We start from the raw sequence: 25809 nt of genomic DNA on the forward strand, positions 1-25809 counted from the left end.
ATGTTGTACAGGTCCACCATCACGACTAGTGAGTGTGATCACAGCAGCCGCAGGACGGGGGATCATGCTCTCGCTCGATGCAACTCCGGAGACTCCGAGTCACCCGGCAACGACCGGCTCTGTGCTCCGCGCGTTCGTCTTTGCGCTGGAACCCACCCCACCCAGCAGGACATGCTCCAGTCGCATTGCGGCGCCCAGCGGTTCGCCTACAACTGGGGACTCGCGATGGTTCGGGCCATCTTCGCGCAACGTGAAGCCGAACGCTCGTATGGTGTCCCTGTAGAAGATCTGACTCCGCATATGAACTGGTCGGCCTACGCACTCCGCAAACGATGGAACGCAGCCAAGCCGACAGCGGCTCCGTGGTGGTCAGAGAACTCGAAGGAGGCCTACGCGAGCGGGCTGGCCAACCTGGCCACCGCGCTGAATCGTTGGGCGCAGGGGCGGGATTCCGGTACGAACCGGGTTAGCCGATTCCCGAAGTTCAAGTCCAAGCGGAGTCGACAGTCCTGCCGATTCTCTACCGGCGCATTCGGGCTGGTGGCCACCGACCGACGACATGTCAAACTTCCCAGGATCGGCGTGGTCCGCACCCTGGAGTCGACCCGGTCGCTGGAACGGCGCATCCGAACAGGGGGCGCCCGAATTCGTTCTGCCACTGTCAGCTTCCGGAACCAGCGTTGGCAAGTATCGTTCTCGGTCGAGCTGTCCGGCCCCCCGACTACACCTGCAGGCAAACGGATTCCTGTTGTCGGTGTAGACCTCGGGATCAAGCACTTGGCGATTTTGTCGATGCCGATCCCTGGAATCTCCGATGAGGACGGGTTCGTCGCGGCGCCACCGGATGTCGAGCGCACCACGAAAAAGCTTCGTCGTCTGCAACGTCGCGCCACACGTCGGCACGGTCCCGATAGGCGGACCCACCGCACACCATCTCGGCGCTGGGAGAAGACCAGAGCAGAGATAGCGCGGGTGCACAAACAGCTGACGAATGCCCGCACAGACAGCCTTCACCAACTGACAACACAGCTGACCGCTTCCTGCGAGTCCATAGCCATCGAGGATCTGCATGTCGCCGGACTGATCCGAAACCGAAGGCTCAGTCGGAAGATTCAGCTTGCGGCGTGGGGCGAGCTACGCCGCCAACTCACGTACAAGTCGAAATGGCGAGGAACCTCGCTTGTTGTCGCCGATCGGTTCTACCCCAGCTCGAAGACTTGCAGCGGATGCGGCGCAGTGAAAAACAAACTGCACCTGTCCGATCGGGTCTTTCGATGCGAAAATTGCAGTGCCGAACTGGACCGCGACATCAACGCGGCCAGAAACCTTGCCTCGCTGGTTCATCAGCAGGACAGGCCGTCCGCGGCGAGTTGCGTCGGGACGCTAAACAAGCCCGATGGAAACCCGCGTAAGTCCGGCGTCTTGTCGGCAATGGGTACTGCCACGGGTAGGCCCCCGAGGTCAACGCCTCGCAGCAATGCGACAGCTGTCCGATGAGACAACGGTTCGATCCCCTCTGCGCCCCCGCAGCAGAAGTGGCAGGCCTTCGCCGCAGGAAAATCCCGCACGCGTCATCAATCACTGTGAGGTGACGAAGGAGGAAGCGCGCTTGCTGTCAAACGTGCCGATGCCCCAGGATTCGGGGGCGGTCGGAATCAGTTGATCGACCGTACGATTCCGGACATGACTCTCATCGGCCGGGCATTGCGCACTGGCACCGCGGCCCTCGCCATCACTGCCGGACTGGTCACCGCCGCCGGGCCCGCCGCCGCGGAAGCACCGTCGGGTTCGGGCAGCAGCTCGTTGGGCACCGGCTCCTCCGCACTGGTGCAGTCCGTGCTCACCGCGATCGGATGCGCCGTCGGCGCCAACTCCTGCGGGCCCATCGTCATCCCTCTGTAGATCGTTCACCGGACAGGGATTTCGGTCGGCGCAGGGCTAGTGCTCGCAGTCGTTGTGGATCGGCGGGCAGTAGATGGTCGTGGCGCAGGCGAGGCAGGTGTGCGTTCGGTGGTGTCCGCCGATTCGGACGCAGGGCAGCACGCTGACGAGCGACCGGCCTGTCCCGAGTCGGTGCCCGTTCGGGCAGAAGCGCGGCGCTGGTTCCGTCCAGCGTCCATTGCGCAGGTAGAGCCGAATCGAGTCGCACATACGTTCGATTATGCACTTCGCTGAGTGGATAGCGCGACTGGGCACACCGCCGCCACTACGACTGAGCCACGTCCCCGATCAGGTCCGAACGCGGCGGTCAGTAGTCGAGGGCGTGTTCCGGCTGACAGACGTACAGGGGCGATGGCAAGTAGCGGACAATGGCGTCCAGGAGCGGGGCAATGTCGTCACTTGCGAGGGGTGCGCCGCACAGGATGGGCACGATGTCGCCGTTGCGGGTGCGGCGCCGGATGCGGGCGTGCAGGTCGCGAACGGTGAGCGAGTCCGCAGGGTGTTGTTCGGTCAGGGTCGCCACGAGTGTGCGGTACCACCGCTCGGCGGGTTGCCCTGGGCTTCCCAGGGATTCGGTTGCCGCGGGTTCGAGTGCCGACAGCGGGACCAGGTCGATGACGTCGAAGTCGGCGCCGGTGCCGGCGGGAATCTGGAGTGCCAACGGCACCGCCCCGCGGGCATCGGCGATCGCGCGGACACAGCGGTCGAAGTCGGCGGCGGGTTGGTCGAGGCCGCTGACCAGGCACAGGCGGGCGACCTGGTGATCGTCGGCGACGCGCAACATGGTTTCGAGTCGAGGGGTGGCGTGCGCGGCGGCGTCCACAACAACGATGACCGCGTCGGCTACGCGGATAGATCGTTCGAGGTCGGCGATGAGCGCGTCGCCCGATAGCTCAGCGACGCGAATCGTGTGCTCGATACCGTCCATCGACCAGCGGACCGTGTCCTCGGCGTCGCCGAAACATCGGCGCAGGCGATGGACCACTCGCGCCGTCGCGTCGGCATCGCCGATGATCGTGACGTTGCGAATCGACTGCGGGTCAATAGCTTTGGTGCCCATCGCGCGGTACTCCAGATCGATGTCATCGCATCCTCGATCCGCTCACCGTACCTGCGCCCAAGCAGCGCTGGAACGGAATTCCGCCCCAAAGTAGAACGTGTTCCTATACCGTCGGCCACGTGCAGAAAGAACAACGCCCCGCCGTGGCTGACTGGTTCACTGCGGACGACGGCCAGGTACGCCTCAAGGGAACTCGCTGCAACGACTGCGGCACGCCGTACTTCCCGAAGAACACGCTCGCCTGCCGCAACCCGCAGTGCACCGGTACCCACGACGGCTCCGAGCTCGTCGAGTACCTGTTCTCCACGCGTGGCCGGATCTGGTCGTACGCGGACGCCCGGTACAAGCCGCCCGCGCCCTACGTCTCGGCCGATCCCTTCGTGCCCTATGTCGTGGCGGCCGTGGAGCTCGAGGTCGAGCAGATGGTGATTCTCGGGCAGGTCGTGCGCGGTCTCACCGTCGACGATCTGGCCGTCGGCATGCCGGTCGAATTGACCGTCGGGACGCTGTACGAGGACGACGACGCAGAGCACACGGTGTGGATGTGGAGGCCGGTCAATGACTGACACGAATGATCGCGACATCGCCGTCCTCGGCGCGGGCATGCACCCCTGGGGCAAGTGGGGGCGCAACTTCGTCGAATACGGCCTGGTGGCGGCGCGTGCGGCGCTGGCCGACGCCGGATTGAACCACCGCGACGTCGGCTACATCGCCGGCGCGGACACCATCCGCAACGGCTACCCAGGCTTCGTCTCGGGCGCGACTTTCGCGCAGGCGCTCGGCTGGTCAGGTGCGCAGATCTCGAGCAGCTACGCGGCCTGCGCCTCCGGTGCGCAGGCCATCGCCAACGCGCGCGCCCAGATCCTGGCCGGGCTGTGCGAGGTGGCGCTGGTGGTCGGCGCGGATACCACGCCGAAGGGCTTCTTCCAGCCGGTCGGTGGCGAGCGCCGCGATGACCCGGACTGGTTGCGCTTCCATCTGCTCGGCGCCACCAACCCCATCTATTTCGCGCTCTACGCCCGCCGCCGCATGGCGTTGCACGGCGCCACCCTCGACGACTTCGCCGCGGTCAAGGTGAAGAACTCCCGGCACGGCCTGAACAACCCGAATGCCCGTTACCGCAAGGAAGTCTCGGTCGAGGAGATCTCCGCCTCGGCGATCGTGTCGGACCCGTTGCGGCTGCTCGACATCTGCGCGACCAGCGACGGCGGGGCCGCGCTGGTGCTGACGTCGATGGATTACGCACGCCGCCACGGCATCGCCGATCCGGTGCGCATCTCCGCGCTGTCGACGGTCACGCCGACGTTCCCGAAGACCGTGCTCGATCTGCCGGATTTCTCGACGGATTCGGCCGTAGCCGTCGAGCCCCCGTCTCGCACCTTCCGGTCGGCTATCGCACACGCCGCCTACGAAGAGGCCGGAATCGGTCCCGCCGATCTGTCCTTCGCGGAGGTCTATGACCTCTCCACCGCGCTGGAACTGGACTGGTACGAGGACATCGGACTGTGCGAGACGGGTGAAGCAGAAGCTCTGCTGCGCAGTGGTGCAACGACATTGGGCGGACGGGTACCGGTGAACCCCAGCGGCGGCCTTGCCTGCTTCGGTGAGGCCATCCCCGCACAGGCCATCTCTCAGGTCTGCGAGCTCACCTGGCAGTTGCGTGGCCAGGCAGACGGCCGCCAGGTGGACAACGCCCGCGCGGGCATCGCGGTGAATCAAGGCCTCTTCGGCCATGGTTCGGCGATCATCGCCACTCGCTGACCCTGAATCATTCAGGTCGGTTACCGAAACCCCGGGCTATGTCCGGGGTTTCGGCGTCAACCGGGTGCACTCAGCCCGCTATATCGACGACTTCGCGCTCAGGAGTCAGGTCGGCAACCCGGTCGCGGGCGCGTTCGAGGGATCGCCGTAGGCGCTCGCCGCCGAATTCGTCGTTGCCCGTGTAGACGAACTCGACCTCATCGATACCGATGAAACCCAGAGCCGTACGCAGGTACGGCTCCACGTGGTTCATGCTCGCCAGCGGACCGCCCGTCTCGTAGCCGGCGTCACCGGTGCCGACGATGACGAAGGCGCGCTTGCCGGCGGTGAGTGGTGTGTACGGAGCCGCGGCCTCGGGATCGAAGGAGAAGGTGCGGCCGACCCGGACGATCTGGTCGATGTAGGCCTTCAGCATGGCCGGTACCCCGAAGTTGTACATGGGGACTCCGAGCACCAGCACGTCGGAGGCGAACAGCTCGTCCACCAGCTGGTCGCTGTAGGCCAGGGTGTCGCGCATCTGCGGGGTGCGCTCCCCCGGTGTGGTGAAGGCGGCGGCGATCCAGTCCTCGGTGAGGTGCGGAGGCGGTTCGTGGCCGAGGTCGCGACGGATCACCGCGTCACCGGGTCGACCCTCGCTCCAGCGCGCGACGAACTCCTCGACCAGCGTGCGGGTGTGGGAGCGCGATCGGCGCGGGCTGGCATCGAGCTGAAGTAGCTGGGCCATCTCTGAGACTCCTGTCGGGACTGGGTCGGCTTGCTGGATCGAGCCTGCCCGACGGGGAATATCCACGTAAGAACGCACATTTCTGTTACCCAGTACCCTTTTCCATACCTTTGCCGGTGAGACGAGGATGTGCATGGCGAAACGTAAGCAGGATCTCGATTTCGACTGCCCCGTCGAGGTCACCCTCGATGTGATCGGCGGCAAATGGAAGGGCATGATCGTCTTCCATCTGAGCGAGGGCACGGCCCGGTTCAACGAGATGCGCCGCGCGATGGCGCACGTGACCCAGCGAATGCTGACCGCGCAGCTGCGCGAACTCGAGCGCGACGGCGTGCTCACCCGCACCGTGTACCCGGAGGTTCCGCCCCGGGTCGAGTACGAGCTGACCGACTTCGGCCGCGGTCTGGTCCCGATCATTCTGCTGATGGAGGCCTGGGGCGAGCAGTACCGAGAGCAGCTGCGTCCGGCCGGGTAGACACCTCGCGCGGCTGAGCGCCTGCCCGCGACCTGTGCGCGCGGGGGTATCGGCGCAGCGCGGAATTCGAGATACTGTTCGGTACCCCGCAGACCGGGCGCTTCGACCTATCGGAGGACTGCCGTGGCCACAGTGTTGAGCGATCTGTCGACGATCCTGGCCGCGCCGGGCACCGAAGGCGGTGGCGCCGCCCTCGATCAGGTGGCGCTGATGACCGGGGCGGCCGCGGTGGTCGGCGCGGTTCTGCTCTGGGTGGCCTACCTGCACCGGACGCGACGCATCACCTGGCTGCGGCGGCTGGCCGACTTCAGCGGTCGCCTCATGAACCGTCCCGGCTGGGTGGCGCTGCCGATCGCGATGTTCCTCGCGACCATCCTGACCGCGTTTCTCGGCTTCATCTGGGATGTGAGTCTGCATGTCGGCAAGGGCCGCGACGACGGACCGCTGGCCAACCCGGCGCACTATTTCATCCTCGTGGGCCTGTTCTTCCTCTTCATGGCGGGCATGCTCGCGATCATCCTGCCGCTCGACGAGAAGCCGGGCAGGGCCGCGGTGAAGATCACCCGCGACTGGTACGCCCCCGTGGGCGGCATCTTGATCGCCGGCGCCGGTCTGTACGCGCTGATCGGTTTCCCGCTCGACGACATCTGGCACCGGCTGTTCGGCCAGGACGTCACGCTCTGGGGACCCACCCACCTCATGCTCATCGGCGGCGCCGGTCTGTCGCTGATCGGCGTGCTCCTGCTCGAGCTCGAGGGCCGATACAACCGGCCCGACCCCGAACGGACCGACGGGCGGATGCTGTGGGCGATTCAGGCCTTCGCTTTCGGCGGCCTGGTGATCGGGCTGTCGGTGTTCCAGGTCGAGTTCGACTTCGGCGTCGAGCAGTTCCGGCTGGTGCTGCAACCGATGTTGATCGTCTTCGCCGCCACGATCGCGTTGATCTCGGCGCGGTTGACGCTCGGCCCACTCAGCACGCTGCTGCTCGTGGCCTTCGCCTTCTGCGTGCGGTACATCGTGGCGGTCCTCGTCGGCACCGGATTCGAGGCGCCACGCAATGTGTTCCCGCTCTATCTCGGCGCCGCGATCGTGGTCGAACTGCTCGCCCTCGTACCGCTGATTCGCCGACCGCTCTGGTGGGGCGCGCTCACCGGGCTCGGTGTGGCGACGGTGGGCATCTGGCTCGAATCGCTGTGGATCGAGCGGATGTTCGTCAACCCCTGGGTCGGCGGGATGTGGCTGGAACTGCTCGCGATGGCGGTGCCGGTGGGTGTGGCCGGCGGTGTGATCGGCGCGATGCTGGGCACCGTCTTGCGCGGCGAGGCACTGCCCAGGCCCGCGGTGCGGCGTGGACTCGTGGTCGCCGCGGTGGTCATCGCGGCGGCGGCGACCGCGAACGGGCTGATCATTCGGGTGCCGGAGAACGCGTCGGCGACCGTCGCGCTGACCGACGCCGATCCCGAGCAGGGTGGGCGGATGGTCACCGCCGACATCCGGCTCTCCCCCGAGGACCTGATCGGTTCCGATCCCGAATGGGTGGAGATCCTGGCCTGGCAGGGCGGCACCGGCGATGACAGCCCCGGCCACGGCCTCGTCGTGGACAAGCTGCGTCGCGTCGCCGACGACCATTTCGTCTCCACCCGGCCCGTGCCAGTGCACGGCACCTGGAAGACGGTGCTGCGCCTGCAGGACGGACGCATGCAATCCGCGCTCCCGATCTTCATGCCGCTCGATCGCGGCATCGGCGCCGCGGAGGTGCCCGCGCCCGCGAGCTTCACGCGGCCGTTCGTCGAGGAGATCTCGGTCCTGCAGCGCGAGCGGTCCTTCGACCATCCTTCCTGGCTGATCGGCCTCGCGGGCCTGGTGGTGCTGGCGTGCAGCCTGGCCTTGATCGCGGCGATGGCGTGGGGCGCGGCCCGCGTGAACGACCGTTATCTGGCGGCGGGCAGCACCCCGAACCACAAGGCAACGGTCGGACCATGATTCGCCAGGAGAACGTCGACATTCTCGCCGACCACTCCCTCCTGCTGGCGATCCCCGCCTTCCTGCCCGCGGTGGCACTGGTCGGCCTGGTGCTGTTCATCGCGATGCGTGACCGGCGCGCGGAGAAACGCGAAAACGAGGACGCACGAGCACAATCCGCACCGACCGACGGCACCGAGGAGAACCCGTGACACATCGTCGGCTCCGGTACGGCTTCGTCACGGTCGTCGCGGGTTCGCTGTTGGTGGGCTGCTCATCGGGTGCGGGGTCCGAGCCGACCGACGAGCCCGCGAGCGCGGCCCGCACCATCGACATCCGGATCGCGAACGGCGCGGTGTCCCCGGCCAATACGCGCACCGAGGCCGCGGTCGGGCAACGCATCGTGTTGCGGGTCGACAGTGACGCCACCGACGAACTGCATGTCCACTCCGCCCCCACGCACACCTTTCCCGTCGCCGCGGCTTCCGGCCAGCAGTTCGACTTCACCGTGACGGTGCCGGGCCGGGTGGAGATCGAACTGCACCACCTCGGACGGACGGTGACGACACTGCTGGTCCGGCAGTGAATCTCCTCGCCCACGGCCTCAACGGTGCCGCCGACCTGCCGATTCCGCTCACCTACGCGTTGATCGGTGCGGCGTGGGCGCTCACTTTCTCGTTCGCGCTGCTGTTCCTCGCCTGGCGTCGACCACGACTCGACCCCGCCTCGCCGGGATTCCCGCTGCCCACGCCGGTTCGCCGGCTGATCGACGCCCGCGCGACGCGGACGGTCGTCGCCGTGGCGAGCGTGGTGGTCACCGTCGGCGTGATCGTCATCGCGGTGTTCGGTTCCTCGGATCCGGCCCTGAATCCGGTGCCGGGAGTGCTCTACATCGGTGTCTGGGTCGGGGTGATGGTGGCGTCCCTGCTGATCGGACCGGTGTGGAAGGTCGTCTCCCCGGTCAGGGCGATCCATCGATTCGGCTGCCTGCTGCTGCGGCGCCCGCCGGAGCACGGACTTCTCCGCTATCGCGAGGAATGGGGCTGTCTCCCGGCCGCCGCGGGCCTGTTCTCCTTCGTGTGGCTGGAATTGGCTTGGCGCGCACCGGGGTCGGTGAGCTCGGTGCTGATGTGGCTGCTCGGCTATCTGGTCGTGACCACGATCGGACTCGTGCTGTTCGGCACCGTCTGGGCAGAGCGGGCCGATCCGCTCGAGGTGTACAGCACGCTGCTGGCGCACCTGAGCGCCTACGGCCGCGACCGCGCGGGGCAGCCGGTGTTGCGGATGCCGCTGAACAATCTCGCGGGGACTCCCGGACTCGCCGGATCGGTCGCGGTCGCGGCGACGCTGCTCGGTTCCACCGCCTTCGACAGCTTCTCCACTTTCCCGCGGTGGCGCGAACTGGTCGACGACCTGGCCCCGGCCGTCGACGCGACGCTGGTGCGCACGGCGGGACTGCTGGTCTTCATCGGGGTGGTGGGCGGGCTGTTCTCCGTCGCCGCGCGTGCCACCGGGGGCCTCTCCCGCGCCGATCGAGCGTTGCTACCGCGGCGGCTGGCGCTCAGCCTCACCCCGATCGTGGCGGGCTATCTGATCGCCCATTACCTCACGTTCCTCCTCGAGAAAGGGCAGGCGACGGTGCTGCTGTTCGCGGATCCACTCCACCGTGGATGGAACGTCGCGGGCCTCGCCGATCGAGACGTCACCTACGTGCTGTCCAGCCATCCGAGTGTGCTCGCCACCTGCAAGGTGCTCGCTGTCCTGATCGGCCACATCCTCGGCGTCGCCGCCGCGCACGACCGCTGCCTGGTCCTGCTCCCGCCGCGTCACCGGCTGACCGGCCAGCTGGCGTTGATGCTGACCATGGTCGGCTTCACGTTCACCGGGCTGTATCTGCAGTTCGGGGGTTAGTCGAGTCAGGGGCACAGGGCGCGGGTCAGGATGGCCATCATGTCCGGCTGTTGGCTGGGCGGCTCGGTCCAGACGATCGTGGCGGCCCGCCCGTCGGTGGTGGCGCCGGAGAAGGTGGCGTACCCGGTGATTCCGCCGGTGTGCCCGATATAGCGTGTGCCGCAGGACAGTTCGGCCGACATCACGCCGAGACCGTATTCGGGCATGCTGTCCACGCCGGTGGGTAAGGCGGCGAGCATCTGCTGTAGTTCCGGTTCCGCCACCACCTTTCCCGCCACCAGGTCGAGGAAGTACCGGTTCAGGTCGCCGCCGGTGGAGACCAGTGCGCCTGCCGCCCACGGCACCGAGGGTTCGATCCGGGTGACGTCCGTGCGGGTGCCGTCGATCGGCGCGTAGCCGTGGGGGTGCGGGCCGCGCATATCGTGCTCGCCGGTGGCGGGCAGGTAGGTATCGGTCAGACCCAGCGGGCGAATGATCCTGTCCTGCAAGGCATCCACGTAGGGGCGTCCGGTGATGCGCTCGATCATCATCGCGGCGACGAGGTAGTTCGTGTTCGTGTAGGTGAAGCGGGCGCCCGGTTCGAACTTCGCTGGGTGCCGCAAGGCGAGTGCGAGCTCCTCGGTGGGTGTGAACGTGCGGCCCGCGAGGACGGCGCGGTATTCATCGATTTCCGGGGAGTCGGCGAACTCGGGCAGTCCGCTGCGGTGCTGCAGGATCTGGCGCACCGTGATGGCCCGCCCATCGACACCGTCGCCGACGATCAGGCCGGGAAGATACGTATCGATAGGCTCGTCGAGCTGAATTCGCCGCTCGGCCACCAGTTGCAGCACGATCGCCGCGACGAAGGACTTCGAGACGCTGCCGACCCGTACCTGCTGCGGCGGCTCGGTCGGAATCGGCGATCCACTGGCGCGATCGGCAACACCAGCAGCCAACGTGGTGGTCTTGCCGTTCTCGGTGAGTGTCGCGATCACCCCCGACACCCCCGAGGCCACTGCCGCGTCGATGTCGTCGCGCACCCGCTGCACCCGGTCGGACGATTCCGCGCGGTTCTCGGTGGGCGAGACCTCGGGGCCGTCCTCCGGACTCGAACACCCAACCAAGGTGACGACAACCGCCATCGCGGCAAGGATCGAAAATCTGCGCATGATCCGACCCTAGGAATCCCCCACCGCTGACACATCCGGAACAACCCTGGACCACACCCGGAGATCACGCGGAAGCCTCGCTCGGTCCGGACAGGGATTCGCACCCTCGATTCACCTGCGGCACTGGGGATTCACTGCCGTGAAAATGAGGTGAGAAGGGTCGGGTCCGCCCCGCAGAATGACTCATGCTCACCGATCACTGGCCACTGTTCGGACTGCGGCTGTCCACGCCCCGTCTGGAACTCCGCCTGCCCTCGGACGCGGAGCTCGCCGCGCTGGCCGACCTCGCGGCGGAAGGCGTCCACGACCCTGACCGCATGCCCTTCGCCGTCCCGTGGACAGACCTTCCTCCCCGCGAGCGAGCACGCTCGGTGGTTCAACACCACTGGCTCCAACTCGGCAACTGGTCCCCCGACAACTGGACGCTGCACCTCGCGGTCTTCGAGCACGGCCGAGTCGTCGGACAGCAGGCGATCGCCGCCCGCGATTACGCGACGTTGCGTGAGGTCGACACCGGCTCCTGGATCGGTCTTCGACACCAAGGGCGAGGCATCGGCACCGAAATGCGCGCAGCGGTCCTCCATCTGGCCTTCGCAGGGCTTGAAGCCACCGACGCGACATCCGGCGCCTTCGCCGACAACTCGCCATCGTTGCGAGTCTCCGAGAAGCTCGGCTACGAGCCGGACGGGATCCGGCGCCTCACTGTGCGAGGAAAGGCCACCGTCCAGCGCCGAGTACGTCTCTCGCGCGCGAAATGGGAAAGCCTGCAGCGGACAACCGTCGGGATCGACGGACTCACGCCGTGTCTGCCCCTGCTCGGCGCGGAGTGAGCTGCCTTCGAGCGGTCGGCCGGATGGTCGACCGCTCGAAGCCGTCAGCTCCTAGGAAGCGACTCGATGGGTGTCGCCGACGGTCAGCTTGCACTGGCCGTCTTCACAGGTGCGCTGGAGCCGCCCCCTCGAGATGGTCTGCATCAGTCCGATCGCCCAGCACGTGGGACACCCGCGCAGCGCGATCAAACCCATGGGCAGCAGCAACAAGCTGAGCGGCCCGACCACCGGGATCAGCGCCACCGACCCGATCAGCGCGCCGAACCCCACCCCGCCACGCACCAGGTGCTCGGACATGGACTTACTCGCGAAATCATCGCTCATCATTTCCTCCAGGAGCCTCGTCGGGCGTAGCCCGTAGCGCTTGTTGAACTGTCGCCCGCGCCCGGTGCAGCCGTGATTTCATCGCCGCCGTACTGAGCCCGAGCGCATCGGCGACCATCCGCCCGCTGTAGCCCTGGATGTCGCGCATGATCAGCACGCTGCGCTGGTCGGCGGGCAGGTCGGCGACCGCGGCCGCCACTCTGCCCGCTTCCAGACGTCGCAGCACTTCGTCCTCGGCCGAAGCAGCCGAGATGTTGTCCTGCACGAGGATTCGTCCCGACAATCCAGTCCGCGCGCGACGCAGGCACTCGTTGCGAACTATCCGGAACATCCACGACGCCAGCGCACCGGAGGCCCGCAACATCCCGATCTTGCGATACAGGATGATCAGCGCCTCCTGCGCCGCGTCCTCGGCGTCTTCCGGTGTGGCGCACAGGGAATGGGCGAACCGCTGGATATGCGGATGCGAACCCGACACCAGTGCCGCGATCGAATCCACGTCACCACCCTGAGCGGCGACGATCAATCGCTCATCGGGCCACCGCGACTCACCCACGCCCAGCTCGTTTGCGCTTCACGACCACCATGCACGTGCAGAGCAACACCAGACCGACGACAACACCGATACCGATGACCACAACAAACCTCCATGTCCTGTCCCGACGTTCGTCGCGACACACATAAGAGGCACCGGCGACCCCGAAGGATTCACCCGTCCCGAAACTCGTCGGGAACCGCCGCGCACCTCGGCATCGTTCGAATCTTGCACACAGGCACCTCGAAGACCGTCAGGGACGACGAGCGGTGATGAGCCACGACCGTGAGTCGAAATACACACCGGTTTCGGTCTCGTGGTCGGCCAGAACCTCGCGCAGCCGTGCTCGGGCTTGCTCGGCTTTCGTGGGCTCGAGCGCGGCGAGGAAGGCTGTGAAGCCTGTCAGGCGGAGCAGGTTGTCGTAGGCGGCCGCGCTGTCGGGACCGTAGTAGACGGGCTCGTCGATCTCGGTGAAGTCGATGTCGGTGAAACCCGCTGTCGTCAGCATGGATTCGGTGACGATCGGGTCCGCGAGCGAGAACGGTCCGCGGCCGGGCGTGGCGATCGACGCGGCGAGGACGTCGCTGAACACCGTCGCCCATTCGTTGCGGTCGTGGCCTTGCCAGACCAGCCACGCGAGACGACCTCCCGGACGTAGTGCGCGGGCGATGTTGGTGAAAGCGGCGACCGGATCGGCGAAGAACATCACACCGAACCTGCTGATACAGAGGTCGAAGGCGGTGGGCGGAAAGGTGTTCACCTGCGCATCGGCCAGCTCGAAACCGACATTCGATGGCCCTTCGTCGATGCTGACCCGGCGGGCCTGTTCGAGCATCACCTCCGAGATATCTACCCCCACCGCACTCCCGTCGACCGCCACGCGAGCCGCCTCGCGCGTGGCCTGCCCTGTGCCACAACCGATGTCGAGCACGCGATCACCGGTGCCGACCTTCGCGGCCGCGAAGAAGTGCGCCTGGTGCAGGCGTAGTTCGGCGTCGTAGTCGAACAGATCCATCGTCGTCCTCCGGGAGCTGTGTGATCGGTGCGAGCTTCGGCGTGCACTCGGTCCATCTCACCATCACCCTCGTCCGCGCACCCGCTCATCGCCCCCGACGATCGAATCGACGTGACACCGCCGCGGCGACCCGCCAGGATGGGCCGATGTCGACACGAGAACTCGTCGTCCTCGGCACAGCCGGAGCTGTGCCCACCCGCCGTCGCAACCACAACGGCTACCTACTGCGCTGGGACGGGCAGGGTGTGCTGTTCGATCCCGGCGAGGGCACGCAGCGTCAGATGGCCCACGCGGGCGCTTCGGCGACCGAACTGAACTGGTTGTGTATCACCCATTTTCACGGCGACCACTCGCTGGGCGTCCCGGGGATCGTGCAGCGACTCGGACGCGATGGGGTGCCCCACGGCGTGCACGCCGTCTACCCCGCCGAGGGCGCCGAGTACTGGGAACGGCTGCGGTACGCGACGAGCTACTACGGCTCTCCCACGCTGATCGAGCACCCGGTGAGCGGCTCCGGCGAAACGTTGCAGGGCAACGGTTTCACCCTCACCGCGCTTGCCCTCGCCCACAGCATCCCCACCTACGGCTATCGCCTCGCCGAACCGGACAGCCGGACGTTTCTGCCCGAGAAGCTGCGTGAACACGGCATCTCGGGCGCCGCGATCCGTGAGCTGTCAGGACCGCTGCTGGAGGAATGCTCGGCGCCGAGGCCGGGGCAGAAGGTCGCTTTCATCATGGATACGCGCCTGTGCGACAACGTCTTCGAGCTCGCGGATGGCGTCGACATGCTGATCATCGAGTCCACCTTCCTCGACTCCGAGACGGATCAGGCGCACGAACGCGGCCATCTCACGGCGCGCCAGGCGGGCGAGGTCGCGCGATCCTGCGGCGTGAAAACCCTTGTTCTGACCCATTTCTCAGAGCGCTACACCGCAAGCGAGGACCACCTGTTCCTCGAACAGGCAGACTTCCCCGACGCCGTCCTCGCCCACGATCTCGACCGCGTCGCCCTCCCGCCACGACGCACAGACAGCTGAGGACAGCCGCGGCGTACCGGCCGCGGCTGTCAGCGAATCCGCTAGAAGCTTCCGGTCGAGGGCGTCGCGGTCGGAACATTCACCGTGACCAACTCGGAGAACGCGAATTCGGCGCCGTTGACGCAGCCACCGCGGGCGGTGATCGTGGTGCCGGGCTCGAGGCCGTCGAGCGAGGTCACGACCGTCTTGCCGGGGTCGGCCAGCGATTCCGGTGCGCTGTCACCGAAGAACACGTGGTTGTTCTCGGGTCCGACGCCCGCTTCGGCCCAGCACTGTCCCCGGTCGTTCGGGTTGCGCAGGGTGGCGGTAACGGTGCCCGCCGCGGTACCGGCGAAGGTGATCTCGGGTGCTGCGAACGGGGTCGCCGCGCCCGCGGGCGCACCGGGACCGAAGGCGACGACCGCGGCTGACGCGGCCAGGATGGCTCCAGAAATTCGTCTGTTCATCACATGTTTGATGCTGCACCACAACGGATTCCGACACAAGGACGGCGGTGCCCCCGCAATCGGGGGCTGGCGCCTCAGCGCAGCACTCGGCGTGCCTCGAGCGCGTCCAGGATCAGATCCAGACCGAAACCGAACTCGCTCGAGTAGTCGTACCCCGGCCGCAGTGCGTGGTCGACGATCATCTCGGTGAGATACGGCAACTCGTCTGCCGGAAGGTTCGCGAGAATGCCGCCCGCGACTTCCTCGACGTCGGCCGGCACGGACACGGGCAGGTTCGCCTCTTGCAGGACGAACCCGCCGACGTAGCTGTCGATCAGCGAGACAGCGTGCGCGGCCATCGGCAGCGAGAACCCGGCCTCGCGAAGAACTCCGAGAACAGCATCGTGATGACGCAGCGTCGCCGATCCGGGATTCCGGCGCGAATCCATCAGCCCGAGCGCCCAGCTGTGTCGCGCCAGCACCGAACGCGCCGAACAGGCCCTGTCGCGGATCGCCTCCCGCCACTGCGCGCAGTCCGCCTTCGGTAACTCGATCGCCGCGAACACCGCGTCGACGACCCCGTCGAGCATCGCGTCCTTGTTCGGCACATGGTGGTAGAGCGACATCGCCTCCACGCCCAGCTCCTGCGCCACCCGCCGCATCGTGATGGCCTCCACTCCCCCACGGTCAGCGACCCGAATCGCGGCATCCAGCACACGATCGCGACTGAGCGGTTGCCGTCCGGGCATGGAACCTCCTCGGTGACGAAATGTTGACAAGCTTACAGATGTAAGTCAGCCTTACAGATGTAAGTTACACCGGGCCCGAACAAGGGAGCACCCCATGCCTATGCCGATTTGGTGGGGCCACATCAACAAACGCGTCTTCAACCCCCGCGCTGTCGCGGGCGGCAAATGGCCGGTGCTCACCCACACCGGCCGCACCTCGGGAAAGACCTACCGCACCCCGCTCGACGCCCACCCCGTCGACGGCGGCTACCTGTTCGTCCTCGTCTACGGATCAGCCGCGGACTGGGTACAGAACATCCTGGCCGCCGGCACCGCGCAACTCCGCAAGGACGGCAGGGAGGTAGCCCTCACCGCACCCCGCGTCGTCGGCAGAGACGAAGCGTTCCAGGCCCTCCCACCAGAAATCCCCCGCCCACCGAAACTCCTCCGCATCACCGAGTTCCTCCGCATGGACCTCGCCGACTGATCACCGAAGGCCGACTCGGGCCGACCGAGCACTCGGCGAGACTCCGACGCAGCACGGATCAGGTGTCAACCCACATCTCGCCGCAGCCAGGTGACTTCCGCGCCGACATTGTCGGTCCCCTGACGGAAGGCCTCGAGATCCTCGTCCCAGGGTGCGCCCAGTGCCCGGTCGAGTTCGGTGGAGAGGTCGAAGGTTCCGTGGACATCCAGTTCTTTGGCGGCTTGGAGTAAAGCGCGTAATCGCATTTCGCCCAGCATCACGTCACCGTTGGCGCCGGTGGATCCGTGCCAGAGGCCGAGGGTGGGGACGAAACTGTAGCGTTCGCCGTCGACGCCTTCGCTGGGGTCCTCGGTGACTTCGAAGCGGAGTACCGGCCAGGTGCGCAACGATTGGGCTATCCGGGCCGCGGTGCCGACGGGGCCGATCCAGTCGCTGCTGGCGCGGAGTTGTCCGTCGGCCGGTTGGGTGTTCCAGCGCAATTTCGCGGGGGACGACAGCGCGGTGGACAGCGCCCATTCCACGTGAGGGCACAACGCGGCAGGCGATGAGTGGATGTAAACCACACCCGCCGTCGCGTCAGCGAACTGACTCGATGCGCGCACTTACCAACACCTCCAGCCTCGACAAGGAACGTCTTCCCCAACGGCCCGTCGTGGTCTGGCGTGGCACGAGTGTACTGAAGTGTGCGGTGTTGCGCGTGTTACTTTACTGCGTGTTATGTGTCTCTGCGATAACGGAATCGCTGAATTTCGGCCACGCGGCTCTGGCCCAGTCACCGAAATTCTCGTCGCTCAACGCGATTGTCGCCACTCGGATTTCCGGGTCGACCCAGAGGAACGTGCCGGACTGGCCGAAGTGCCCGTAGGTGCGGGCGGAATTGGTTGTCCCCGTCCAGTGCGGGGTTTTCCCGTCGCGGATTTCGAATCCCAATCCCCAGTCGTTGGGGCGCTGGGAGCCGAATCCGGGGAGGACGCCGTTGCGGTCGGGGAATTGCACCGAGGTCGCCTCGTCCAAGGTTTGCTGAGATATCAATTGAGGCGTCAGCAACTCGGCGGCGAATAGCGTGAGGTCGGCGAGGGAGGCGCTGCACGCATGGCCGGCGGAACCGTCGAGGACCGCCGTGCGCATACTGAGCGGCTCGAAAACCGCCTCGCGCAGATACCGCGGAAATTCGATCCCGGTCACGTCGGTGAGGAAATCGGCGAGCAGTTCGAAGCCCGCGCTCGAGTAGATGCGCCGGGCCCCGGGCGCGGCGAGAACTTCGGGAGTGGCGAACGCGACGCCCGAGGTGTGGGCCAGCAGATGCCGCACGGTAGAACCGGGCGGACCCGCCGGTTGGTCGAGTTCGACCGCGCCTTCCTCGAGCGCCACGAGGGTGGCGTAGGCGACGAGCGGTTTGGTGACCGAGGCGAGCCGGAACACCCGCTCGGTGTCGCCGATGCTCGACACACTGTCGGCGGTGACCACGGCGGCGGCGGCGTTCTCGACCGGCCAGTGCTGAACCTGCTGCAACGATCGCATATCGGCAGCGTACGAGACGCGGCTACGATCGTGGACACCATGAGTCCCGCACCATCGATCCACGGCGACGTGGCGGCCGGTTTCGGCCCCGTCGCCGACGCCTTCCGCCGCAACTTCACCGATCACGGCGAGATCGGCGCCGCCGTCGCCGTCTACTCCGGTGACCAGCCACTGGTCGACCTGTGGGCGGGCCATCGCGACCGCAAGCGCGAGGTGGCCTGGGAGCGCGACACGATCGTGCCGGTGTTCTCCTCGTCGAAGGGGATGTCGGCGTTCACCCTCGCGACGGCGGTCTCGCGGGGGCTGCTCGACTACGAGGCGCCGGTGGCGAAGTACTGGCCGGAGTTCGCCGCGCACGGCAAAGAGCGCATCACGGTGCGTCAGCTGATCGATCATCAGGCCGGTCTGTCGGGACTGGACCGGATCGTGAAACTGCGTGAACTGGTCGACCGCGACGCCCTCGGCGAGCTGCTGGCCGCGCAGAAGCCGGCGTGGGAGCCGGGCACCCGGCACGGTTATCACGCCCTCACGCTGGGTCTGTATCAGAGCGAATTGCTGCGGCGGGTGGATCCGGCGGGCCGTAGCCTCGGGCGGTTCTTCGCCGAGGAGATCGCGGGCCCGGTCGGTGCCGATCTGTTCATCGGACTGCCCGAGACCGAGTCGATGGACCGGGTCGCCCAGCTCTCGGCGACCAAGGGCTGGGACATCTGGCGCTACGAGCGGCGCGATCTGCCGCTGCGCATCGGCGGTGAGGTCTATGCCAAGCGCGGACATTCCTACGCGGCACTGACCAATCCGCGCCCGGGCGCCCCCGCCCGCGCCGCGCGGCGGGAGTTCCTCGACATCGAATGGCCCGGCATGAACGGTGTCGGCAATGCCCGCGCGCTGGCGAAGGTCTACGGCGCCGCCGCGGGCCGCACCGGTGTGCTGCCGATCAGCGAGGACGTTCTCGACCTGCTGGCCGCCGCCGACACCGCCGACGATGTGCCCGCCGACGACCTGGTGCTGCACACCAAGAGCCGCTACCACCTCGGTTTCCGCAAGTCGCGCGGCACCTTCCGCTTCGGCTCGGACAAGCGCGCGTACGGCACCACCGGTTTGGGTGGCTCCTTCGGATTCGCCGACCCGACAACCGGAGTGGGCTTCGGCTACAGCATGAACCGCCTCGGTATGGCGATCCTCGACGATGTGCGCAGCCGTAACCTGCGCGAGGTCGTCGTGCGGTGCGCCGCCTGAGTCCACGATCTGAACCGACGAGCACCACGCTCCCCGGTGTTGCGCGAGTCGAACACCGGGCGAGCGTGGTGATCTCGATCAGTGCGCGGTGACGCCGGTCAGCTCGTTCGGCGTGGCGGCCAGGGTGGCGCTGGCGGTGATGTTTCCGGCGGCCAGGTCGACGCGGTGTACCTGCTTGGACGCGGGGTCGCTCACGTAGGCGATGCCGTCGCGAACGAACAGGTTCGGGCGGGCGACCTGCCAGTCGAGCGGCTCCTGCCAGCTGCCGATCACCGCGATGGTGCGAACCACCGTGCCCGCGACAGGGTCGATGACGTGGATCTTGCCGTCGGTGCCCAGCACCAGAGCCTCACCCTGCGGGCCGCGGGCCAGCGAACGGAAGGTGTAGCTGGTGCCGATGTCGACCAGCCGCAGCGTGCCGTCGGTGGTGTTCACCAGCGAAATCTGCTGCGGACGTTCGAGTTCGGCGTCCTTGTCCTGCTTGTAGTCGCCGAGCACGATCGGCGACGCGTCGCTGCCGGACATATTGCCGATCCGCCCGTAGGCGGTCGGGCTGGTGACCTTGGTGATCCTGCCGTCGCGGTAGACGACGGCGCCGGTCTGGCAGCCGATCACGACCGCTTCGCCCTGGGCGGCCGCTTCGCCGTGCACACCGGGGCAGTCCTCGTTGCGGGTGAGCTCCTTGCGGCCCTTGTCGAGCGCGACGACGCCGACCCGCTTGTCCTCGGTGCCGAGGGTGAGCACCATGTTCCCGTTGCTCAACTCGATCGCGACACCGTGGTGCGGGGCGGCGGCCTTGTAGACCTCCGTCGGCTTACCGCTGTCGACCTGTGCGGTATCGAGCACGGTGACCTCACCGGAGCCGTCGGCGAACAGCACCGTCTTACCCGCGTGCCGGACGACGTGGCCCGGCTTGGCGGCGGGGAACTGGGTTCCGGTGAACGCGGCATCGTAGGCGTCGAAGACGCGGAAGCCGTCCTTGGTCGACACCATCAGATGATCGTCGTCCCCGACCGGGTTGAGCCGGTTGTAACCGTCGATCTTCACCTCGCCCCGCGGGGCCAGTGACGCGCCGTCGAGGACGTAGATTCCGCCGTCGTAGGTGAGGGCGATCGGTTCGGCACCCGGCGTGTGCTGGTGGTCGTGGCCGGAATCTTCTGTGCCGCAACCGCTCAGCGCCATCGCCGAGGCGAGAGCCGCGGACATGGCCACCATGGTGGTGGTCCGTGACCTGTTCATGTAGTGCTCCATCTCTTGTGCGTGAATTACGTGCTGGGCCCGGATAGACCACGGGCGATGGCCTCGGTGTTGGCGCGAGCCATCTCCAGATAGGTGGCCGCACCGCCACCGGGTGCGGTGAGCGACTCGGTGTGCAGGGCGATCACCTGCACCTGCAGGCCGGTGTGTTCGGCGAGGACGCGCGAAAGCCGGTCGGGCTGTGCGGAATCGGCGAAGATCGCGCTCACGCCGACGGTCCTGATCGCGGTCGCGAGGTCGTCGAGGTCGGAGGCGCTCGGCGAGGCCAGGGTGGTACCGCTGGGGATCACCGCGCCGATCACCTGGAACCCGAATCGCTGTGCGAGATAACCGAAGACGTGATGGTCGGTCACCAACTGCCTGCGCTCGGCCGGGACGGCGGCGAACCGATCGGTCATCCACCGGTCCAGCTCGTCGACCTCGCCGAGATAGCGCTGCGTGTTCGCCCGCACCGCGTCGCCATCGATGCCGTCGACCCGGGCGAGCACCTCGGCACTGATCACCTCGACGGCCGTGCGCACCCGACGCGGATCGGTCCAGAAGTGCGGATCGGGTTGTCCCGCCGACTCATCGGAGGTGTAGGCGATCGGATCCACCCGCTCGGCCACGGCGAGGGTGGGAACCCCGGCCGTGGCGGCAGCCCCCACATGCCGTGCCACGCCTTCCTCGAGCCCGAGCCCGTTGTGCACCACCAGCGCGGCTCGCTCGATCTCGGCTGCTCGGCGTGCGGAGATACCGAACGAATGCGGATCGGCCCCCGCCTGCATCAACACCGTCACCGGCACCGTGTCACCGACAACGGCCCGGGTCAGGTCGCCGAGGATATTGGTGGTCACCACGATCCCGGACCGCTCGGCCCCGCTGCCGCACGCACTCACCAGCGGCACGAGCAGGGCAGCCGCGAACAACAGTTGGACTGCGCGGCGGATCGTCCCCGTGATACGACGAATGTCGGAGCGGGGCAACGGCATCGACGAGACGGCAGTCTCCCGCTGTCGGCTCGAGGGCGGAACATGAGAGATGTGCGCGCGCTTCACAGGCCTGTCTCCACCATCAGCGAGGGCGCGATGTCCAGCGAGAACGTGCGCGCGACACGAAGATTGTCGTTGTAGGCGATCTCGTGGACGGTGCGCGCCCGAGAGTCGTTGATGTAGGCGCGCTCCGGGTCGACACTGATCACCGGATCTCCTTCGACGGGCCCGGCGATCAGCGCGGTCCGCGTTGTCTGCGTGCCGGTTACGGGGTCGATGCCGTGCAGCACACCGTCGCGGGTGAGCACCAGCAGCGGCGATCCTTCACCGGCGGTGTTCACCGCGACCGCGTCGGAGATCGCGGTTCGAGTCCAGGCCTTCTTCCTGATGTCGAGCGTCCACACACCGTCGCGACCCGCGAGCGCGGTCAGTGTGGTGCTGCCGGGGCGATGGGTGAAGGCGCTCGCCCGGTCCGAGGTCTGCGCGGGATAGGGAATCTTCTCGGCGACGAAATCGCCCTCGCGCTGTGCCACCACGAGCGCGCCGTCGGCACAACCGACAACAACTCCGCGCCTGGTCAGGGCCTGCCCCTTCGGCTGCGGACACGTGGCGGCCTGCGCCTGCCCCGCCGCGCCGTCACGCCCGCGCACCTCGACTCGACCCGCACTGTCAGCGACCACGATCCGCTCGGCAAACGGCACCGCGATGCCCTCGATTCGGCGTTGCGCCCGGGCGACACCGCCGTCCAGCGCCGGACGATCGAACAAGATCGACGCACCGGATTCCAGCACCACCGACGCGACGGCAGCATCGCTGTACGCCCCGGCAACGCCGGGACCACCCGCGCCGCCGCCTTCCGGTGCGGGAGAAACGCTTCCGGCGCCGGGCCCGGGAGTCGCACCACTGTCGGCCGCGGCAATAACACCGACCTCCCGGATGGGAGCCCGGTAGTAGTGCCGGTGGTCGCCGTGGTCGACGGTCCACGCCCCGCTGTCCACGACCCGGACCGACGCACCCGAACTCAGGTACGCGAAGCGCCCGTCCCCCACCGCTCCAACGGTCGACACCTCCTCGCCGCCACTGCTCGGCGACGGCGTAGCGCCGGCTGGCGCGCTCGAATGCGGTTGCGCTCGAACACTTTCCGCTGAACCCGCGTCAACAGCCGTGATCTCCCCGCTCAACAGATCGATCACCCGCACAGCCCCGGCCCCGTCGGCGACGACCACGCGTGTCTGAGCCTCGCTCATCTCCTCCGCACCCGCGACGAACCCGTGCGGCGCCGCCTCCTCGACGACCGGCACCTCCGTCGCCCCGCAGCCGACCAACGGCACGGCGGCGAGCGCGACCATGCCCACCCGACCGACCCGTTCCCGCACCGCGGAGATGAGCGCGGACACGAAGAACGAGCCGACGGCCACCGCAGCGATGGTGGCCCCTGCCGCGGTTCCCGCGTGCCACGAAATGACCAGTCCCCCAACGGTGGACAGCCCACCGATCAACGCGGCGACCGCCATCACCACCGGCACCCGGTTCGACCAGAACACCGCGGCGGCGGGCGGCGCGATCAGCAATCCGAAGACCAGCAGCGTCCCCACGACATGAAACGACGCCACGATCGCCAAGGTCACCAACCCCACCAGCGCCGCGTGCGCCTGTTTCGGCCGCAGCCCGAGGGTGTGCGCCTTGCGCGAATCGAAGGTCAGCGCCACGAACGCGCGATGTCCGAGCACCGCCACCACCAGCGCGACGCCGAGGGCCGCAACCAGATACCACAGGTCGACGGCTCGCACGGCCAGCACATCACCGAACAGGAACCCGGTCAGGTCCACCGCGAAGGACTGCGACCGCGACACGATGATCACCCCGGTCGCGAGCATCCCGACGAACAACAGCCCGATCGCGGTATCCGGCGCGAACCGCTTGCCGCGGCTCAGCAGCGACACCCCGGCCGCCATGGCGGTGCAACTGATCGCGGCGCCGAGCATCAGGTTCCCACCGAGCAACGCCGCGACCGCGACGCCGGGCAGCATCCCGTGCGCCATCGCGTCACCGAGAAATGCCATGCCGCGCACCACCACCCAGGTCCCGGCGAGGGCGCACACGCACGACACGAGCAGCCCACCCCACAGCGCGCGTTGCACGAAAGCCACCTCGAACGGGGCGAACAGCCAATCCATAGCGCGAGACGATATACTGAAAATGATTATCGTTTCAATTGAGGTGAGATGCAGCACACAGATGACGCAGCAATCCGGATCGAGCACCTGACCGCCGGCTACGCCCGACGACCCGTACTCCACGAGGTGACGGCCACGATCCCGCGCGGGCAGGTGACCGCGATCGTCGGACCCAACGGCTCGGGGAAATCGACTCTGCTCGGCGTTCTCGCCGGCACCGTGACGGCACAAGCCGGGACGGTGCACCGCACCACCACCCGGCGGCCGGCCTTCGTGGTGCAACACACGGCGATTCCGCCGACCCTGCCGATCACGGTGCGCGAAGTGGTCGCGATGGGGCGCTGGGCGCACCGCGGACCGTGGCGGCGCCTGACCCGCGCCGATCGCGAGATCGCCCGCACCTGCCTGGAGCGAATGGAGCTCGCCGATCTGGCGACCCGGCGGCTCGACACCCTCTCGGGCGGTCAACGTCAACGCACGCTGCTCGCACAGGCTTTGGCGCAGGAGTCCGATCTACTGCTGCTCGACGAACCGGCGGCGGGCTTGGACGAGGCGTCTCAGACCGAGATCTCCCTGGCCCTGGCGCAGATCAGCGCGGCCGGTGTGACTGTCGTCCAGGCCACCCACGACCTGGATGAGGCGAGCAGGGCAGACCACTGCCTCCTACTGCGGGACGGTCGACTGAAGGCCGCGGGTCGTCCGGAGAAAGTCCTGGTCAGAGCCTAGAGTCGAGGACATGACCGAGAAACCCGACTCCGTCGACGCCTATCTGGCGGCCCAACCGCCGGCGGAGCGCGCTGTCCTGCAGCGGATCCGCGAAACGATCCACCGCGCGGTGCCCGACACCGGCGAGAAGATCAGCTACGCCATCCCGGCCGCCACCATCGACGGCCGGGTGTTCATCTTCTTCGCGGGCTGGAAGTCCCACGTGAGCGTGTACCCCGTCCCCGACGGGGACGAGGCGCTCGAGAAAGCCATCGAGCCCTACAACTCGGGTCGTGGCACCTTGAAATTCCCACTCGGCGAACCGATCCCGTACGACCTGATCGCTCAGGTCGCGGTCCGTCTCGCCGAGCGGGCCGGCGGGAACTGACTACCAGTCGGCTTCGGTGAAGCGGATGATGCCGCGGATGTTCTTGCCGTCCAGCATGTCCTGGTAGCCCTGGTTGATCTCTTCGAGCGAGTAGCTGCGCGTGACCATGTCGTCGAGATTGAGCTGGCCCGCCTTGTAGAGCGAGAGCAGGCGCGGCGCGTCCTGACGGGCGTTGCCGCCACCGAAGATCGTGCCCTTCACCGTCTTCTGCAACATCGACAGCAGGAAGCTGTTCATCTTGACGTCGCCGGCGTCCATGCGCCCCATCGAGGTGACGACGAGAGTGCCCGCCTTGCCGGTGAGGATCAGGCCCTCTTCGATGTAGTCGCCATGCATCTCACCCATGGTGAGGATGACCTTCTCGGCCATCCGCCCCTCGGTGGCCTCGATCATCGGCATGATCGCGGCGGCCATGCTCTCGTAGGTGTGGGTGGCGCCGAACTTCTGCGCCTGTTCGCGCTTCCACGGATTCGGGTCGATGGCGATAACCTTCGACGCGCCGGAGAGCACGGCCCCTTGCAGCGCGCTCATGCCGACGCCGCCGATACCCGCGATCACCACGGTCTCACCCGGCTGCACCTGTGCCACATGGGTCGACGATCCGAACCCGGTCGGCACGCCACAACCTACGAGGCACGCCACCTCGAACGGGATGGTGGGGTCGATCTTCACCACGGAGGTGTGGTGCACCGTCATATACGGGGAGAACGTGCCGAGCAGGCACATCGGGATGACATTCTCGCCACGCGCCTGGATGCGGTAGGTGCCGTCCGAAATCGCCTGCCCCATCAGCAGTCCGGCGCCCAGGTCGCACAGCGCCATGTTGCCCGCGACGCACGAGGGACAGCGGCCGCACGCGGGGATGAACGACAGGATGACGTGGTCGCCCACGGCCAGGTCGGCCGGACAGTTCGGGCCGAGCTTGGTGATCACACCCGCGCCCTCGTGCCCACCCATCACCGGGTAGGACGGCATCGGCGTCGCGCCGGTGACGATGTGATGGTCGGAGTGGCACATGCCCGCCGTTTCCATCCGAATCTGCACTTCACCGGCGACGGGGTCGCCGACCTCGATCTCCTCGACCGACCATTCCTGGTCGGTGCCCCACAGGATCGCGCCCTTCGTCTTCATGCCGGTAGACCTCTCGCCAAGCTCGTGCCTCGTTGTGACTGCACTCACCCTAGCCACAAA

The 25809-nt window shown here is 67.3% G+C and carries 29 protein-coding genes; 15 read left to right on the forward strand and 14 right to left on the reverse strand.

Going from position 1 to position 25809, the window contains the following annotated elements; all coding sequences use genetic code 11:
• Together tnpB and ACFVJ5_RS28250 are read left to right on the forward strand one after the other, a co-directional pair.
• Positions 1 to 1497, forward strand: coding sequence for an IS607 family element RNA-guided endonuclease TnpB (gene tnpB / locus ACFVJ5_RS28245; RefSeq protein WP_379224633.1), 1497 nt, complete (start codon positions 1 to 3; stop codon positions 1495 to 1497).
• Between the two features lie 186 nt (positions 1498 to 1683).
• Positions 1684 to 1902: a hypothetical protein gene (locus tag ACFVJ5_RS28250; protein ID WP_379224635.1), complete on the forward strand. Its 219-nt coding sequence runs from the start codon at positions 1684 to 1686 to the stop codon at positions 1900 to 1902.
• A gap of 346 nt (positions 1903 to 2248) precedes the next feature.
• Here ACFVJ5_RS28250 and ACFVJ5_RS28255 read toward each other — a convergent pair whose 3' ends face one another.
• Positions 2249 to 3001, reverse strand: a complete 753-nt coding sequence (locus ACFVJ5_RS28255) for a GTP-binding protein (RefSeq protein ID WP_379224637.1) — start codon at positions 2999 to 3001, stop codon at positions 2249 to 2251.
• A 119-nt stretch (positions 3002 to 3120) separates the two neighbouring features.
• On the opposite strand from ACFVJ5_RS28255, the gene ACFVJ5_RS28260 reads away from it, so the two are divergent.
• Together ACFVJ5_RS28260 and ACFVJ5_RS28265 are read left to right on the forward strand one after the other, a co-directional pair.
• On the forward strand, positions 3121 to 3567 hold the full coding sequence (locus ACFVJ5_RS28260) for an OB-fold domain-containing protein (RefSeq protein ID WP_356982260.1): 447 nt from the start codon (positions 3121 to 3123) through the stop codon (positions 3565 to 3567).
• On the forward strand, positions 3560 to 4762 hold the full coding sequence (locus tag ACFVJ5_RS28265) for a lipid-transfer protein (RefSeq protein ID WP_301905639.1): 1203 nt from the start codon (positions 3560 to 3562) through the stop codon (positions 4760 to 4762). Before ACFVJ5_RS28260 ends, ACFVJ5_RS28265 begins: the two co-directional genes overlap by 8 nt.
• 70 nt (positions 4763 to 4832) lie before the next feature.
• Here ACFVJ5_RS28265 and ACFVJ5_RS28270 read toward each other — a convergent pair whose 3' ends face one another.
• A complete protein-coding gene (locus ACFVJ5_RS28270; protein ID WP_379224640.1) occupies positions 4833 to 5486 on the reverse strand; it encodes an FMN-dependent NADH-azoreductase in 654 nt (217 codons plus the stop codon).
• Between the two features lie 133 nt (positions 5487 to 5619).
• On the opposite strand from ACFVJ5_RS28270, the gene ACFVJ5_RS28275 reads away from it, so the two are divergent.
• The 5 genes from ACFVJ5_RS28275 (at position 5620) to ACFVJ5_RS28295 (ending at position 9834) form a co-directional block, all read left to right on the forward strand.
• On the forward strand, positions 5620 to 5961 hold the full coding sequence (locus ACFVJ5_RS28275; RefSeq protein WP_379224642.1) for a winged helix-turn-helix transcriptional regulator: 342 nt from the start codon (positions 5620 to 5622) through the stop codon (positions 5959 to 5961).
• A gap of 210 nt (positions 5962 to 6171) precedes the next feature.
• A complete protein-coding gene (locus ACFVJ5_RS28280) occupies positions 6172 to 7944 on the forward strand; it encodes a hypothetical protein (protein ID WP_379225099.1) in 1773 nt (590 codons plus the stop codon).
• Positions 7941 to 8135, forward strand: a complete 195-nt coding sequence (locus ACFVJ5_RS28285) for a hypothetical protein (protein WP_379224644.1) — start codon at positions 7941 to 7943, stop codon at positions 8133 to 8135. The genes ACFVJ5_RS28280 and ACFVJ5_RS28285 overlap by 4 nt, the downstream gene beginning before the upstream one ends.
• On the forward strand, positions 8132 to 8509 hold the full coding sequence (locus ACFVJ5_RS28290) for a hypothetical protein (RefSeq protein ID WP_379224646.1): 378 nt from the start codon (positions 8132 to 8134) through the stop codon (positions 8507 to 8509). The genes ACFVJ5_RS28285 and ACFVJ5_RS28290 overlap by 4 nt, the downstream gene beginning before the upstream one ends.
• Positions 8506 to 9834: a hypothetical protein gene (locus ACFVJ5_RS28295; protein ID WP_379224648.1), complete on the forward strand. Its 1329-nt coding sequence runs from the start codon at positions 8506 to 8508 to the stop codon at positions 9832 to 9834. Before ACFVJ5_RS28290 ends, ACFVJ5_RS28295 begins: the two co-directional genes overlap by 4 nt.
• Positions 9835 to 9839: 5 nt before the next feature.
• Here ACFVJ5_RS28295 and ACFVJ5_RS28300 read toward each other — a convergent pair whose 3' ends face one another.
• Positions 9840 to 10982 carry a serine hydrolase domain-containing protein gene (locus ACFVJ5_RS28300; protein WP_379224650.1) on the reverse strand — a complete coding sequence of 381 codons (1143 nt, stop codon included), beginning with the start codon at positions 10980 to 10982 and terminating at the stop codon, positions 9840 to 9842.
• A gap of 185 nt (positions 10983 to 11167) precedes the next feature.
• Here ACFVJ5_RS28300 and ACFVJ5_RS28305 point away from each other — a divergent pair, with 185 nt between their 5' ends.
• The gene (locus ACFVJ5_RS28305) at positions 11168 to 11812 is read left to right on the forward strand and encodes a GNAT family N-acetyltransferase (RefSeq protein WP_379224652.1); all 645 of its coding nucleotides are present in this window, start codon (positions 11168 to 11170) and stop codon (positions 11810 to 11812) included.
• A gap of 51 nt (positions 11813 to 11863) precedes the next feature.
• On the opposite strand, the gene ACFVJ5_RS28310 is transcribed toward ACFVJ5_RS28305, so the two are convergent.
• The 3 genes from ACFVJ5_RS28310 to ACFVJ5_RS28320 all read right to left on the reverse strand — a co-directional run bounded on the left by ACFVJ5_RS28310 (position 11864) and on the right by ACFVJ5_RS28320 (position 13686).
• A complete protein-coding gene (locus tag ACFVJ5_RS28310; RefSeq protein WP_379224654.1) occupies positions 11864 to 12136 on the reverse strand; it encodes a hypothetical protein in 273 nt (90 codons plus the stop codon).
• Positions 12126 to 12692, reverse strand: a complete 567-nt coding sequence (locus ACFVJ5_RS28315; protein ID WP_379224656.1) for an RNA polymerase sigma factor — start codon at positions 12690 to 12692, stop codon at positions 12126 to 12128. Before ACFVJ5_RS28315 ends, ACFVJ5_RS28310 begins: the two co-directional genes overlap by 11 nt.
• A gap of 232 nt (positions 12693 to 12924) precedes the next feature.
• On the reverse strand, positions 12925 to 13686 hold the full coding sequence (locus ACFVJ5_RS28320; RefSeq protein ID WP_379224658.1) for a class I SAM-dependent methyltransferase: 762 nt from the start codon (positions 13684 to 13686) through the stop codon (positions 12925 to 12927).
• A 146-nt stretch (positions 13687 to 13832) separates the two neighbouring features.
• Here ACFVJ5_RS28320 and ACFVJ5_RS28325 point away from each other — a divergent pair, with 146 nt between their 5' ends.
• Positions 13833 to 14723: a ribonuclease Z gene (locus ACFVJ5_RS28325; RefSeq protein WP_379224660.1), complete on the forward strand. Its 891-nt coding sequence runs from the start codon at positions 13833 to 13835 to the stop codon at positions 14721 to 14723.
• Between the two features lie 41 nt (positions 14724 to 14764).
• Here ACFVJ5_RS28325 and ACFVJ5_RS28330 read toward each other — a convergent pair whose 3' ends face one another.
• Both ACFVJ5_RS28330 and ACFVJ5_RS28335 read right to left on the reverse strand, forming a co-directional pair.
• Positions 14765 to 15169: a hypothetical protein gene (locus tag ACFVJ5_RS28330; protein WP_379224662.1), complete on the reverse strand. Its 405-nt coding sequence runs from the start codon at positions 15167 to 15169 to the stop codon at positions 14765 to 14767.
• A 74-nt stretch (positions 15170 to 15243) separates the two neighbouring features.
• Positions 15244 to 15897 carry a TetR/AcrR family transcriptional regulator C-terminal domain-containing protein gene (locus tag ACFVJ5_RS28335; protein WP_379224664.1) on the reverse strand — a complete coding sequence of 218 codons (654 nt, stop codon included), beginning with the start codon at positions 15895 to 15897 and terminating at the stop codon, positions 15244 to 15246.
• 94 nt (positions 15898 to 15991) lie between these two features.
• Here ACFVJ5_RS28335 and ACFVJ5_RS28340 point away from each other — a divergent pair, with 94 nt between their 5' ends.
• Positions 15992 to 16363: a nitroreductase family deazaflavin-dependent oxidoreductase gene (locus ACFVJ5_RS28340; protein ID WP_379224666.1), complete on the forward strand. Its 372-nt coding sequence runs from the start codon at positions 15992 to 15994 to the stop codon at positions 16361 to 16363.
• 65 nt (positions 16364 to 16428) lie between these two features.
• On the opposite strand, the gene ACFVJ5_RS28345 is transcribed toward ACFVJ5_RS28340, so the two are convergent.
• Entirely contained in the window at positions 16429 to 16965 is a 537-nt protein-coding gene (locus ACFVJ5_RS28345) for a DUF3145 domain-containing protein (RefSeq protein WP_378639037.1), read from the reverse strand.
• A gap of 103 nt (positions 16966 to 17068) precedes the next feature.
• Positions 17069 to 17884, reverse strand: a complete 816-nt coding sequence (locus tag ACFVJ5_RS28350; RefSeq protein ID WP_379224668.1) for a serine hydrolase domain-containing protein — start codon at positions 17882 to 17884, stop codon at positions 17069 to 17071.
• A 39-nt stretch (positions 17885 to 17923) separates the two neighbouring features.
• Here ACFVJ5_RS28350 and ACFVJ5_RS28355 point away from each other — a divergent pair, with 39 nt between their 5' ends.
• Entirely contained in the window at positions 17924 to 19120 is a 1197-nt protein-coding gene (locus tag ACFVJ5_RS28355) for a serine hydrolase domain-containing protein (protein ID WP_379224670.1), read from the forward strand.
• 78 nt (positions 19121 to 19198) lie between these two features.
• Here ACFVJ5_RS28355 and aztD read toward each other — a convergent pair whose 3' ends face one another.
• From aztD to aztB, 3 genes are all read right to left on the reverse strand, one after another.
• Complete coding sequence (gene aztD, locus ACFVJ5_RS28360) at positions 19199 to 20359, reverse strand: zinc metallochaperone AztD (RefSeq protein ID WP_379224672.1); 1161 nt, start codon at positions 20357 to 20359, stop codon at positions 19199 to 19201.
• 26 nt (positions 20360 to 20385) lie between these two features.
• Complete coding sequence (aztC, locus tag ACFVJ5_RS28365) at positions 20386 to 21348, reverse strand: zinc ABC transporter substrate-binding protein AztC (protein ID WP_379224674.1); 963 nt, start codon at positions 21346 to 21348, stop codon at positions 20386 to 20388.
• A 62-nt stretch (positions 21349 to 21410) separates the two neighbouring features.
• Positions 21411 to 23525 carry a zinc ABC transporter permease AztB gene (gene aztB / locus ACFVJ5_RS28370; RefSeq protein ID WP_379224676.1) on the reverse strand — a complete coding sequence of 705 codons (2115 nt, stop codon included), beginning with the start codon at positions 23523 to 23525 and terminating at the stop codon, positions 21411 to 21413.
• Between the two features lie 48 nt (positions 23526 to 23573).
• Between aztB and aztA the strand changes: the two genes are divergently transcribed.
• Entirely contained in the window at positions 23574 to 24251 is a 678-nt protein-coding gene (gene aztA, locus ACFVJ5_RS28375; RefSeq protein ID WP_379224678.1) for a zinc ABC transporter ATP-binding protein AztA, read from the forward strand.
• Positions 24252 to 24261: 10 nt separating this feature from the next.
• On the forward strand, positions 24262 to 24618 hold the full coding sequence (locus tag ACFVJ5_RS28380; RefSeq protein ID WP_379224680.1) for an iron chaperone: 357 nt from the start codon (positions 24262 to 24264) through the stop codon (positions 24616 to 24618).
• Here ACFVJ5_RS28380 and ACFVJ5_RS28385 read toward each other — a convergent pair whose 3' ends face one another.
• A complete protein-coding gene (locus ACFVJ5_RS28385) occupies positions 24619 to 25749 on the reverse strand; it encodes an NDMA-dependent alcohol dehydrogenase (protein ID WP_379224682.1) in 1131 nt (376 codons plus the stop codon).
• Between the last annotated feature and the right edge of the window lie 60 nt (positions 25750 to 25809).

This window comes from Nocardia sp. NPDC127606, from assembly GCF_042671725.1.
In the GTDB taxonomy this organism is placed as follows: Bacteria; Actinomycetota; Actinomycetes; order Mycobacteriales; family Mycobacteriaceae; genus Nocardia.